General features: G+C 38.6%; 9 protein-coding genes and 1 pseudogene. 7 read left to right on the top strand and 3 right to left on the bottom strand.

The window, feature by feature from the left end; translation table 11 throughout:
• Window positions 1-83: 83 nt before the first annotated feature.
• The 3 genes from IX53_RS01095 to IX53_RS01085 all read right to left on the bottom strand — a co-directional run bounded on the left by IX53_RS01095 (window position 84) and on the right by IX53_RS01085 (window position 3702).
• Entirely contained in the window at window positions 84-1442 is a 1359-nt protein-coding gene (locus IX53_RS01095; protein WP_047753782.1) for an ATP-binding protein, read from the bottom strand.
• Between the two features lie 342 nt (window positions 1443-1784).
• Window positions 1785-2822: a metallophosphoesterase family protein gene (locus IX53_RS01090; protein WP_047753781.1), complete on the bottom strand. Its 1038-nt coding sequence runs from the start codon at window positions 2820-2822 to the stop codon at window positions 1785-1787.
• A gap of 145 nt (window positions 2823-2967) precedes the next feature.
• Window positions 2968-3702, bottom strand: coding sequence for a transposase (locus IX53_RS01085; RefSeq protein ID WP_047753780.1), 735 nt, complete (start codon window positions 3700-3702; stop codon window positions 2968-2970).
• Window positions 3703-3831: 129 nt separating this feature from the next.
• On the opposite strand from IX53_RS01085, the gene IX53_RS01080 reads away from it, so the two are divergent.
• The 7 genes and pseudogenes from IX53_RS01080 (at window position 3832) to IX53_RS01050 (ending at window position 13930) form a co-directional block, all read left to right on the top strand.
• Complete coding sequence (locus IX53_RS01080) at window positions 3832-4755, top strand: aminoglycoside phosphotransferase family protein (RefSeq protein ID WP_047753779.1); 924 nt, start codon at window positions 3832-3834, stop codon at window positions 4753-4755.
• Window positions 4756-5387: 632 nt separating this feature from the next.
• Entirely contained in the window at window positions 5388-6305 is a 918-nt protein-coding gene (locus IX53_RS01075) for a hypothetical protein (protein ID WP_047753778.1), read from the top strand.
• Window positions 6306-6907: 602 nt separating this feature from the next.
• A complete protein-coding gene (locus IX53_RS01070) occupies window positions 6908-7387 on the top strand; it encodes an ATP-binding protein (protein WP_053001086.1) in 480 nt (159 codons plus the stop codon).
• A gap of 790 nt (window positions 7388-8177) precedes the next feature.
• Window positions 8178-8672, top strand: coding sequence for a hypothetical protein (locus IX53_RS01065; protein WP_047753777.1), 495 nt, complete (start codon window positions 8178-8180; stop codon window positions 8670-8672).
• 23 nt (window positions 8673-8695) lie between these two features.
• Window positions 8696-9559, top strand: a complete 864-nt coding sequence (locus IX53_RS01060; RefSeq protein WP_047753776.1) for a prenyltransferase/squalene oxidase repeat-containing protein — start codon at window positions 8696-8698, stop codon at window positions 9557-9559.
• 272 nt (window positions 9560-9831) lie between these two features.
• Window positions 9832-10282, top strand: a pseudogene (locus IX53_RS10410) (transposase); the annotation flags it as partial.
• A 708-nt stretch (window positions 10283-10990) separates the two neighbouring features.
• Window positions 10991-13930: a DEAD/DEAH box helicase gene (locus tag IX53_RS01050; protein ID WP_169746178.1), complete on the top strand. Its 2940-nt coding sequence runs from the start codon at window positions 10991-10993 to the stop codon at window positions 13928-13930.
• Window positions 13931-14329 lie beyond the last annotated feature (399 nt).

Below are 14329 nucleotides of genomic sequence, written 5' to 3'. Positions count from 1 at the left end.
AGAATCTAGATGGACAACGGTAAACGGTGGACAGTCAACGGCATTGGCCGTTCCCAGCGTAGGCACCGATGGTGCTCCTGGCGTCATTCAAGATGTTTGTCTGCTATTTTTTTTATTTGGTCCAAATCGATTTTTATCACTTCATTGCCAATGTTGTTTTTAAACCCCGCTTTGCTAATGATTACTGGTATTTTTTTGCGGTTGTCTTTTATATATTCGCTTTTTTTAAGGAAATCGGTAACGGCTTTTCTCGTAACAGGTTTATTTTGCCATTTGCATTCAAATATCAATAGTTCTTTTCCACAATCGGCAATTAGATCGATTTCATAACTTTCGTTCTTTGTGCCGGGTATTTTTCCCCAGTGTTTGCCGACTTTTAATGGGACCGCAGGAATGATTCCTTCCTTATGGAATAAAGGCAGCAAAGATTTGACTACTTCTTCAAAGACAAGGCCAACTCTTGTTTGAAGATTGCTGAGAACAAAAGCCAGGGCAGCTTCTGGATTGAACTCTACCATATTTTGGTTTGAGTATACGAATCTAAACCAAAATCCCAGGAAATTGTCTTTGATCCGGTATCTTGCTCCTCGTCTAGCACCAGATAGGAAGTTATCGACCTTTTCGGTAATGCTGTAATGATTTGTAAGCTCGTTCAAGTATTTCATGGCTTTTGTTCTTACCATCCCCGTGCGGTCAATAATTTCTCCCAATTCTCTATCGTTAGTGCCAATGGCTTGAAGCACCGCGAAATACCCCGGGTGTTCTTTGCCAAATTCCCCAATAAGCAGCGTTTTCCCTTCTTCTCTTAGCGGTCCGAAATCTGAGAAGAACAGAGAATAGATTTTTTTGTCGATTCTGTTGCTTTCTTCAAGGTACCACAGGTATTTTGGAACTCCTCCAAGGATCGAATACCAGATAACTGCTTCTTCGAAGGTATAGCCGAACTCTTTCAGCATTTTGTAGGTGTCAAGGAAGCTGAAGGGTTTCAATTGAATCTGATAATCGCTTCTCCCAAAGAGTGGTTCTTTTGCATCAAGAAAAATCTTTTTCATCATTCCTGCGTAAGAACCACACAATATAAATAGGACCTTTGATTCAGTCTCGTCCCATACTTTTTGGAGGATTGAGAATACTGAAGGGTCAACTTTTAGGAAGTTTTGAAATTCATCCATTATGATTACACTGTTGTTTTTCAAAAGGAATCTGAAGAAGTTCTCCCAGTTTTCAAAGCGACCAGCGAAGATTTGCTTTGAAAAATCTGCAAGAAGCGTTTCCGAAGAGCGGGTGTCAACGAAGAAGTATGTAGCATCTGGAAAAACTCTTCGAAGCAGCGTTGTTTTACCGATTCTGCGGCGTCCGTACATTATGATCATTTGCTTTTTGTTTCTCTTCTCAAAGCTCTTCAGAAATTCAGATTCCTGAATTCTGTCAAAAAATTTCATATGCCCACCCCACTTGGCAATTGTATACTATGCAGTAACTTACTTGCCAGTATACAAAAACTGTGGGCGTTTTGTCAAGAAGGTATTATTCACATACAACCAGCAACCCACCACCTACAACAGTTTCTCACCTCAGTCTTCGAACGTCACTCCATCAACTGACAGCCTCGCAAACGTCCGGTTCTTCTAGAATCTCACTCTCTCGGTTTTTTCGCACAACCAACAACCAACAACCGACAACGGTTTTTATTGCCGCGCAGCGGCTCTCTCGGTTCTCGATTGTCACCTACAACCAACAACCTACAACCCACAACGAAAATGGGGACTGTCCCCATTTTCTCCTCAATGCGGGGAAACAAAAAAGCTATCGATTTCCTGACCCTTTATGTCATAACAGGTACCTTTTAGTGTGCCGTTATCATATTCAAAGAGAACAAAGTGATATCCTTTGAAGCTTGCTATCGGGCCTAAAGGATTTTTGGCGTCATAGGAAAAAGCACCACCGCCACCGGTTACGATATACGTAAGTCCATTGTGTTCTACACGCTGGTAGTTATGATCGTGACCAGAAAGAACAAGATCAACGCCATATTTTTCAAACAGAGGAACGAGAATGATTTTTACAAAATAAGAGTACAAATAGGAGTTGTAACTGAAAGGTGGATGATGAAACATTACGATGGTAAACTCAGCGATATTGGTCATTACCAAAGACTCCAACCATTTGTACTGATCGGAACACCAGTCAAAACGCTCATTTGTATTTAGCACAATGAATAACAATTCTCCAATTTTGAAAGAATAATAAGACTCGTTCCCGGGGAGAGAAAAAAACGCTTTGTAATTTTCTGCCTTTTTTTCATGGTTACCAATCGCTGGAAAAAACAAAACATTGCTCAAAGGTTCTGTCGCTTTGAAAAGATTTGCCCAATCGTTAATACAGGCGTCTGAATATACAATGTCACCTGTGTGTAAGACAAAGAGGGGTTCCTTTGAAGAAATGACCTTAGTGACTTTTAAATGTATTCCTGGATTACTCCGTGAATCTCCATAAACAACAAACTTAAAGTGGTTACCAGGGTTGAAAGGAATAGAAAAATTACCTTCCAGAACATAGTCGGTAGAAAATACACATTCAATACGATATCTGTAAGAAACATCCGGAAACAAATCGGATACTGTCAGCACATGAAACTTTGAAGGTTCGGATTCAAACACTTCTTTGGAAAAATGTTCATTATAGACATACAAATTACATACAACCGGAGTTGTAGTGTACCAGCTGAACTGGACAGTATTTGTAGCGGGTGATGTGATAACAACAGCCGGCAATGTCATGGAAATCGTGACAAAAAATAGTATTACAAACAACATTTTCATACCAAAACTTCCTTTCAATGTCTAAATAAAGGGACACCATCCCCATTCAGACAGGCTTATCAGCTTTCAGGTTATATTTCGCCGCAGACACGAGTCATCAATGAAGACGATTGCACCCAGCAGGTTGTCGCGTACAACCAACCACCTACAACCCCTTTTTCGGTCTACCTCTTGGCCTTCTCTTCAGCGAAACGCCTAGAGCATTTTCGAATTCAGCAACCTTTTCATTGCTAAAAAACGGTCTTCCAGCAGAAGTATTACTTCGTATATTGGAAAGAAAATCATCACTATCCGGACATCCCAGATATTCTCTCCATCCCTCGGGATTCCAGTTAAATCCCAAATTAGATAAATCACATAAAGGAAGAAAACGAGGACTGTCCCATTGTTGTGTACTGTCCCTGTTTTCTGTATTTTCGCTTCGACTTTTGGCTCTCGATTTATCCACATGTACTCCAGCGCTCGACCATTCATAATCCCACGGAAATTCAACCATCTTTGCTCTTACGGGGTTTCTCTCAATATATTTAACAGCTGAAATAGCATGTTCTTGATCAAGAGGGCAGGAATAGAATCTTCCCTGCCAGAGGTGCCCTGTCCTACGGTGTTTTCGGTTGAAATACTGTGAGTATCTCATATGAGCGTACTTAAAAGTCATGGCTAAAGAATCTTCTCTTTCAGGAACGACGATAAAATGAACATGATTGTTCATGAGACAATATGCATATATCTTGAGCTCATATTTGGTTGAATATTCCTTAATGAGTTCAAGATACTTGATCCTATCTTCAGGATCCTCAAAAACATTTTGACGATAATTACCCCTTTGCGTTATATGATGAGCAATACCTTCAAGAACAATTCTTGCGCTTCTTGGCATCTTATCACCATCCGGCAATCAAGATGCCCGATCATACCACAAAAATAGGGTCTGTCCCTATTTTTGCAGGACAGTTAATTGACAACCTGCTTAGTGGTTTAAAATAAAAAATAGGGGAGGAACAGAAAAATGATTATTAATGAAGAAGTTATTTGGATTGTGAATTCATTGGTAGGAGAATTTGAAATTATAAAAGATCATAGGAATAACAGTAACAGAACAGGTGTTTTAGAGATCAATGCAAACAATAAAAGACTGTTTATTAAAATTCATAACAGATTAAGTCGGTGGAGTCCTGAAGTTTATGCATATAAAAATTGGACTCATATACTTGGAGAGTATGCTCCTAAACTCATACATTTTTTTAATAACGATAATTTTTATGGAATAATTACTACCCCAATTTATGGAAAGACAGTAAATGAACATCAAATAAATGACGATGATATATTGGAACCAATTTACTATAAAGCGGGAGAATTACTTAAGCAACTACATGATAGCTTTGAAGGAACATATTTTGGTATTCCAGCGATTGATGGTTCACCTCTTGAAAGTGACGTAAAAACGGATCCTGTTGATTATATTAATTCTGCATTAGAAGGCATTTTGAAATCAGGATATGATAAAGGATTACTTAATAATAGTGATAAGGAATTGGTTGAATGGTGTATGAAGCATAGTGATGTCTTTGCAAATAGCAAGCCAGTTCCTACAAACTGGGACTTTTCACAAAATAACTGGATGGTTGATGAGAATGCTAAGTTCACTGGCTTTATAGATTTCGAAAATATGCTTTGGGGAATTGATGTTGACAGTTTTGGAATAGTGATTGAAAGGTATACTCCAAATAGGCCTAAGTTAAGGAAAGCTTTGTTTGAGGGATATGGATTAGAAAATAGTGAGGAAAAACAGCTACAACTTAAAATTGTAAGCGTTAAAATGGCTATAGCAGATATAACATATGGAGCAAGTATTGGTAATGCTAGAATCTTCTCACTAGCGAGAAATTTGATGGATAACTTAAAAAAGCCAGAATTCAAGATATATTAAGACCTTCACAAAAATGGTATCTGGCCCAAAGAAAATGGGGACAGTCCACTGTGGTACAGTCCCCATTTTCTTCTGCCGAGTTTAGTGGTTTTCTAGTTTTATCCAACCTTCGCAAGTGCCGCCCCATCAGTTGACAGCGTCTACAAGCCTCCTGGATGTAGTCCAGAATTTCTGCCGAAAAAGGCTTTCTCAGATTCTCGAACCTAATCTCCAACCTCCAACATTAAATTTCGTTCTTCTGCGCTTATCGGTCAACGAAAAACGAACAACGGTAAACGGCTCTTCGTGTTTTTCCCGGTTCTCGGATTCTCGCTCTCTCGGTTTTTTCGCACAACCTGGGCAAAGCCCAGCACAGCCACTGCAAAGTAGCTCTTACCCAAACCAAAGCCACCTTCTCTTGACTTTGCTATTTTCCTTTTCCAAAAATAAATGTTCATATTATAAAATTGATTAACAAGATTTATTCTACTGAGTAAATAGTTACTTGACACACATAATCCAGATTTTGATTTGGCAATGGCCAATTACGGAATTTTTTGCTTTAAAAGCTTTTCATCGTTGGAAGTCCTTTAACTTTATCAAAGCAAATCCGGATTATTTAATAGTTTTTGATAATGAAAGGAGGAGCTTTTGTGAAATTGCGCAAGAGTTTCGTGTTTCTTTTGTTTGTGATTCTTGCTACTACTTTCCTAATTTCTTCTTGTAGTTCAGTAGGTGGTGAATTGAAACCAGACAAAAATAACTCAGTTATCCGATTTATTGTAAAGAACCCTAGATATGAATCTGATTTTTCTCATCTGACTATTCCAGTTGATACAGAATCTTTTGGCATAGTGGCAAAAGAGTATGGCTCTGACACTTGCATTAAGTACTTAAAAGCCTTTGGAACTGAAGAATATTTGATAATCGAGATGAAAATCCCTGGAGATAAGATGTACAGCTTTTATTTCATGGGGATAGATAAAAATAACTCTCTTACCTGCATAAATCTAAGCAAAAACATCTATCTACCTTCTGGTGAAGCAACATCTTTCACAATCAATATGTTACCTATTGAGAAAAGTGTTTCAATCTCATCTGAGAGCTTGAGCAGCGTTCTTTTTAAAGAACCACAATACAGTTATGAAGATCCAAGATATGTTGACTGGATAAGGGCATATTACTACTTCACCTTTACAGCTACAGATCTTGGCATATTCTATGAAGACCTATACAATGAAGACAGGTACTATACCAAATACAGTTTTGATATATGGAATAGCAAAGAGTTCTACTTGAATAAGAGTTTCTATTGGTATACTAATGAGAGCTTTTATGATAATAGTTATTATTATGATTATTACATAGAAAAGGTTGATTCTAATACGATTAAAGCGCGAGTCCCGGTATACTTCCCCATAAGTTACCATGATGACGGAACTCAATATCCTTACACTGATGGAACCCTTTCTTTCTATTCCCCAAATGAATTAGGAGGACTCAACGCAGGATTTGGTAATATCGTAAGCTTTTCAGAATTGAGCGCTAAAATAACAGTCATAATCGAATAGGGAAATTAAAAAGCCGAGTAACGAGAGCATAAAAACAGGGTTTAGAGTATAGGGTCTAAGGTATAGACAGTCTTTCTAAACCCTGTACCCTAGACCCTTTATCTTATACTTATCTGAGTAGATGTTGCGTTCTGTGGCAGAACGATTTTATTGCATAATCGTTTTGTTGTAGAACGAATGTTGGAAAAAGCACCTTAATTCTTAGCAAAATCAAGAACAAAAAGATATTTTATCTTTCTGCTGATAACCCTCTGCTTTCAACTGTGAGCCTCTGGGACCTTGGAAATGCCATTTTCATGAAAGGATACGAGGGAATTGCCATAGACGAGGTGCATTACGCTAAAATAAAATAATCTAGGCTAGTGACAGTAGTAGCCTCATATTAAGGCATGGAACTGCTGATCTATCCCGAAGATTTTCCAAAATAGAAATCCCTCTTATGTCTTTCGGAGAATATCTTGCTCTTAAAGAGGGTAATATTCTTCCTGCTATAGATCCATTTTCACCAGACAGAGATCTTGTTAAAAAGTTATGGGTTCAACCAACATCCTTTTCACTTTTCAGAATTTTATGGAAAAAGGATTCAGACCCGTGTTCCTAGAATGGGACTATCGAGAGCAAATAGTGAATATTATCGAGAATATCCTTCATGGAAATATTCCCTTTTTGTACCTCAGATCATCGATATTCACTTTAGATTGATGAATGCAATAATAGGCTATCTCGCCATGTCAAAGATTCCAACTATAAATGTAGAAGGCATGTGCAACGAATGGGGTATTGGTAAGGTAAAGTTGTACCAGTTGTTGCATGTTATGGATGCCACAGGATTGATAAGAATAATCTATTGTGAAAACGACACTAAAACCTTTTCAAAGGGAGCCAGAATTTTTCTTGCTGACCCATCTTTTTACTCCGTTCTTGGAGGAAACATCGGAACAAAACGGGAAGCATTTGCTGTTGCTGCCTTTTCGAACACCGGTAAAAAAGTGTTTGCCTGCAAGAATGAGGAAGCGGGAGATTTTCTTGTAGACGGTGTCGTTCTTGAAGTAGGTGGGAAAAATAAAGCAAAAAAGAGCTGATTACGTAATACGTGACAATATAGATTTGCCTTATGGGAATATGATTCCACTATGGTTGCTGGGATTCATGTACTGATGTCATCTCCCGAAAAAATGGGGAAAAATTAGGGACTGCACCTATTTGTGGGACTGTCCACATTTTCTTCGCCCGAGTTTAGCAGGTTTTCTAGTTTTATCCAGCCTTCGCAAGCGTCATTCCATCAGCTGACAACGTCGCGACCCTCCTGGACGTAGTCCAGCACTTCAGTCAGTTCCGCTGGCTCCCCGCCGCAACTCCGTTGCGCATAACCGTGACGAAGTCACGCACAGCCTGGGCGAAGCCCAGCATAGCCGCTGCGAAGCAGCTTTCTCGCCCTCTCGGACTCCCGGTTTTCGACTTCTAAAGCCAGCACAATTCACAACCTACGACGAAATACGCTTTATTACAGAATACGGGTGATGTAATGACATCGTATTCATATGCAAAACCCCAAAAAGATGGAGCTGATCATAAAAATCAAAGGGAACAAAGAATAATCAAATGTATCTGCTGATAACTAAAAAAAGACATTATTTAAATTTAACAATTGAAAAATATATTGCTATAATATATAAGTAATATTTCAAATTATGCACTTGAAGTTAACAAGATGATGTAAGAAAAACGAGTCATTGAAAATATTTTTCGATTATCACTAGAATGTTTATATCAGTTTTTCAGATTATCCTTATCTCTAGGAGTTTATTATTAATCCAAAATGCATTGTAAGTTGTTTTGCATTTGCAATTTTCAATAAGGGAGGTGCTTTTTGTGAAGAAATGGTTTGTGCTAGTTATGGTATTGTTGATTACAACTGTGTCTTTTGCAGATATTTGTGCTACAGCATATGCTCCATATTTTGTCCCTGTTGTAAATTACATGGCTTATAAAGGCAAAATAGTCGGTAGTTTATCCGGTGTTACTGTTCTGAATTACTCTCTTGATTTTTGGACACATGGTTATAAAAATGGCTACCATCTTCAACCACCCGATGTTCAAGGTTCTTGGCACTATGATGGTACTTCATCGAGTTTTTCTTATACAAAGATACTCACTCTGTTCCCTGAACCCTATGTGTGGAATGACTATACAAATATTGTTGGTGGTTCAGTAACATGGACTTTCATATTACCTTCAGGTACTACAAAAACACAGACTGAAACTTTCAGCAGCTTAATATTACTTGAAGCTATATACGAGTCATTCACCGAATATGACACGAGTTCTGCGCACACTTTGTTTTATTACGACCCAGAGGAGCATTAACATCAAAGGGGGTGTCAAATGATATGAAACTCAAAATATTGGTTATTATATTAACAGTATTTTCTTCGTTATTCTTTGGAGCCATAAATATTGATCAAGCAATAGACAGTGGAATCGCGTTTTTACGGAATAATCAAGAACCGAACGGCACGTGGTTTTATAATGATATCTTAGTCAGTCATGAGATTATCGAATCGCTTGTGAGCGCTTTTGGCGTTGAGTATGTGAATGACATGGCTGTGAATTTTGCTGAATACGTGATCAAGAGCGTTGAACCACAAACCGCATTTCTTTCATACGACTATCTTTTCAAACTCGATGATTTGAATTTGCTCAGCAAATATATGTCGTTGAACCTGGCTTATAAAATCCTGGGTAAGCCAAACCTGAAGTTTGAGTTGAAAATCGACAGGCTTATCCTCAAGAAAGAATCAGAGATACTTTCCATGCAAGACTCAGAATTCATGCAGGTTTTACGCTTTTTAACCATAGGTAAGTTTGTACTCACTCCAAAAATAGCCGAGAGAGCATTATTCATGCTCGAAAAAGAAGAAAATGTGAAAAGGTTGGAATGCTATTACCTTTTGAAATATGGTTATCCTGTTTCTGAAGAAACGATAAATAGTATCGCTGAATATATGAAATCAGAAGTAGAAAAGTGCAAGAAAGAAAAAGGCGCGATTTCTGAAGGCAAACTGACACAGCTTACCCTTGGAGCAATAATTCTAAGCCTTGGAGAATCGGATAATAGCATAACCAAAGAAATTATCGATTTCTTGCTGTCAAAGCAGAACGAAGACGGAAGCTGGGGAAACAGCGAGGAAATTGTGACAACATTCATGACAACCGCTCTTGTTTTAGAAGCTCTGGGGTATTTTGGAGATTAGTGGATAATCACGCAAATCCCACTTGTTACTTAGTGATGTAATGGAGAATCTCAACATATGCACTTCGAGTTAACAGAACGAGTTTTTCCTCATCACTTTCAGTACCTTGTTAATTCAAAGTGCATAACTTGAGTAGTCGGTACAGATAAAGATTTACAGAAAATGATGTTGTGTTAACACGCGATTTGACTCTTTCAACGGGTCTGTTAGGAATTTTGTGTAAACTCCCTCCAGAATATGAGAAAATAACAAAAAACTAAGGAGGGAGAACAATGGAAAATTTTGACAAGGAAGCATTGAAGAGATTGGTAAGAGAAAGAAAATTAAAGACAACTGAAGATGCAGAAAATCTTGTAAAAGAGTTATTTGGAGATATCATCAAAGAAATGCTGGAAACGGAGCTTGAAGAAGAACTGGGTTATTCTAAACATGATTACAGGAACAAAGAAACGGATAACTCTCGCGACGGTTATTCAAAAAAGACAGTGAATAGCTCATACGGTAAAATAAAGCTTTCGATTCCCAGGGATCGTAAAGGTGAATTCGAACCAATAGTGGTCAAAAAGCACCAGTGAAGGATAAGCATCCATAGAAGATCGGATACTATCCATGTATGCCCGGGGAATGACATACAGAGATATACAGGCACATCTCAAGGACATATACGGTTCTGAACTGTCGATTGAAAGTATATGCAGAATGACAGACAAGATAATCCCCATTTTCTTCTGCCAAGTTTAGCAGTTTTTTTAGTTTTATCCATCCTTCGCAAGCGCCGCTCCGTCAGTCTACAGCCTCACAAACGAGCGTGCTGACCCACGACGAAGTCGTGCTTACCCCTAACGTAGCTAGGCTTACCCACGCGCTAGCGTGCTTACCCGCTGCGGAGCAGCTTTCTCGGATCTCGAATCTCGCTCTCTCGGTTCTCGTTTTTTGATCTTTACGCGCAACCTACAACCCACAACCGACAACCAAAAAAGGGGTCTGTCCCTATTTTTCTTTTCAATGTTTTTCCAACTCCGAAAGAGTACTTACCCCCAGCGTAGCTGGGCTTGCCCTTGGTGAAGCCAAGCTTACCCACGCGCAGCGTGCTTACCGTGTTTTTGTAAATATTGGTGTCTGTCCCCATTTTTCTAATTTTTTAGAAAAGGTAAAAAAGGTAAAATAAAGTAGGTGCGGAAAGTAAAGGACTTTAAATCTTAATTCTCAAAAGGCGGTAACAAAGAGGATAGCCATACTTAGTTTTTTCATTCAATAGGAGAGGTAGTACTGCGGCTCATTAATGAGGACGATGTAAAAAATGGTGCTTGCCACCATTTTTCTCGATATTTTCCCCTGGTAGTTTCTTTGAAATCGTTGTTAATATAAGTCTCGAGAAAGTCAGGTGGTGGTATGAGCTTTTTTCAAGAGAATTTCAACAAGATTTCGACATTGAAGATAGCAGCTAAAGAAGAAGCGGGATATCGGGAATGCCAAGTTGGCGCAGCGTGGGCGACACTAGCGCACTTTACCAGTAGTAAATCACCGGCTCTCATTTCTATGCCAACTGGATCAGGAAAAACCGCTCTGATGATGATACTGTCTTTCCTATTGAAAGCAGACCGTGTTTTTATAATAGAACCTGTCGTGATTCTTCGCGATCAGACTGCTAAAAAGTTTGCTTCTTTAAAGGATTTAAGAGAGGCTGGCCTATATATTGGTTCATCAGAAAACCCAAAAGTTCATAATAATACTGGTAAAATAACAAACATAGAAATGTGGCAGGAATTCAGAGCCTACGACGCAATTGTAGCTACCCCACACACTATGAGTCCTGAATACGAAGGTATATGTGCTCCCCCTGATGATCTCTTGACTCAGGACACTTTATTGTTTGTTGACGAAGCACATCACTCCTCAGCAAAAACGTGGCGTAGATTGATTAAGTCTTTCCGTAAATGTAAAGTAGTTCTTCTTACAGCTACTCCTTTCCGAAATGATAAGAGAAGATTGATGGCAAAACTGATCTATCATTATCCAATGCATCGTGCGATTAAATCTTCCATCTACTCAAAGATCAAATATCACAATGTAATCTGTCAGGAACCAAAAAATAAGAACAGAGAACTATCAGAGAAAGCAAAGAGAGTCTTTGAAGATCACAGAAAAAAATATCCCGGCGCTAGATTGCTTGTTCGTGCTGAAGGTGTTAAACATTCCAAGAAGCTTCTAGATCTCTACACTGACATTGGTTTGAAAATCAAAGAAGTCAATTACAAAAAAACTCTTTCTGAAAACCAGAACACGTTGGAAGAGTTAAAAAAAGGGAATCTTGATGGAATAATTTGCATTGATCAAATAGGAGAGGGTCTTGATGTGCCGAGCTTGAAAGTTGCAGTGCTACACAAACCAAAACAATCTTTTCCGGCGACAATTCAGTTTATTGGCAGAATTTGCCGCAAAACCTCTGAAGATGCTGGTGAACCACAGCTAATTGCTTGTGCGGACGATGTTAAAGGAAGACTTAGACAATTGTATTTGAGGGATAATGCCTGGGAGGAGTTAATTCCTGAATTAATTGATAAAATTATCGACCGTTCTACGAAAAGAGTCAAATTTCACGAATTTGCAGACATAGATGTTGCCGTTGACATTCTTCCAGAAGATTTGGAACCGTTCTTTAGTGTTAGAGTTTATAATGTAACTAATATCAAGAGATTGAATTTAGACACAGAATTTGAACTGGATAGAAAGACAGATGTTGTCTTTCGTGAATTAAGCGACAACGGAGAATGGTTAACAGTAATTACAGAGACTGAAAGAAATATTCCTTGGGCCTCAAAAGTCGATCTAAAAACTCTCAGATTTGATCTCCATGTATTTTACCTTTGTAATAACAAAAAGCTATTCTTCGAGTATACGACTGCTGACTCTATTGCTTCGGAGATCAGGAAATATCTTGGTGAAAATTCGCTTAAAAGACTTGAAGCATCAGAAATTACTAATGCTATTAGAGCCGCTGACTCAGAGTATTTAATGCTTGGGCTTTCGAGTCTTGCCAAATCATCGGGATCACTGCCTAGTTATAAAACTTATATGGGCAATCAGATAGAAAACGCTATTAGGATAACCGATGGAAGAACTTTCATACCTGGACATGCTCTTGCTAGGTACCCAGAAGGGAAAACCAGGGGAATTGGTTGTTTTCAGGGAAGGGTATGGTCAATAAAGCGGGGGCCAATAAATGAATTCATAGAATGGTGTGATGATGTTGCAAAATGTCTCTCGCAGGGAAGAGAAGGCAAATTACCCAATGTCGAATTTCTCTCAACGGGTAGAAGTATCAAGAAGTTCCCTTCATCGCCTTACATGATTTATTGTTTTTGGGATCCAAGGCTGAGTGTAACAATGTACAATTCAAAAAAATCTAAATGTCAGATTGAAAGTATATCATTTTCCACTTTCAAATTAAGTAATGATAAAAAAACGCTCCTCGGAAATCTTTTGATACACTGTAAAGATGAAACTCAAAAAGTAAAGTATAAGTATTCGCTCAGGAGCCCCTATTGGGACTTTGGAGAGAAAACTATTAGTCTTATTGTAGATAAGGGTGATGGTGGTGAAACCGTAGACCTTAAGGATTTCCTGGCAATGTATCCCCCAGTAATTTTCCTTAAAGATGGTGGAATTGTCAAAGGTGGAACTCTGTACTCAACATCAACCGATTTGAAGTTAAGTGATAACTTTTTAGATTCAAAGAGAGATTGGAGTAAGTGTGATATATATGTTGAGTTTGAAGATGTGAAAAAAAACAGGAAACCTCTAGAAGGTTTTCTCACCATCCACGATCAATTGGAAGAATGGCTCAAGGAAGAAGCAAAAAACAGCCAAACCTTGATTATAAAAGATCATTCAACTGGAGAAATTGCCGATTTCATCACTTTGAATTTTGAATTGAATTTAGTTAGTTTTTATCACTGTAAGGCATGTACCGTTTCTAAGAAACCAGGTGCACGAATATGCGAATTGAAAGCACTGGAACAAGCTTTGAGAAGCATCAATTATGTTAGCTCTCGTTCACTACTGAAGGAGATCTCGCAAAGAATCGATAGCGGGACAAGGAAGAATACAAAACTTATTAAAGGAGATAGAGAAACACTTGAAAAAAACAAAGATCACTTTCGTGGCAATGAATGGGATTACGAAGTAATAATGGTTAGCCCTGGACTGGATTGTTCGGAAGCTCTAAAGAGAAAAGGAACGAGAACACTCCTTGCATCATGCTATGAGTGGCTTGCAAGTGCCAACGCAAGATTTAGAGTAATCGGAATTGAAAGTTCTAAAGCTGCTTACGGTGGAAAAGGCATAAAAGATGTACGAGGGAAAAAGTGAATATTTGAAGAATGTGTATAGTCAAAAAAATTTGACCCACCTCGGGTGTTTTGGAGTGCTTACTCCTGGTGGAGTTAGGTTTATCTGTGCGCTTACCAAATCTCGGTTACTGGTTCTTAATCTTTATCCAAACTCCAGTCTCTAACATCCAGTCTCGCTCTTTTGCTTTTACAACATCCGCAAGCCTTAGTCTTCGAACGTTGCTCCATCAGCTGACAGCCTCGCAAGCGTCTGTTTTTTCGAATCTTGGTTCTCGGCCTCTCGCCTTCTCAGCTCTCGATTCTTATCTCTAACATCTAACTTCGCCCTTATCGGTCAACAGAAGACGGATAACGGTAAACGGCTCTCGAATCTAATCTTCACCATCCAATCTCGCATACAACCTACAACTCACAACCG

Origin of the sequence: Kosmotoga pacifica (assembly GCF_001027025.1) — a bacterium.
GTDB classification, from domain to species: domain Bacteria; phylum Thermotogota; class Thermotogae; order Petrotogales; family Kosmotogaceae; genus Kosmotoga_B; species Kosmotoga_B pacifica.
The sequence above is the reverse complement of the archived record's forward strand: the minus strand, read 5'-3'. Positions and strand labels throughout refer to the sequence as shown.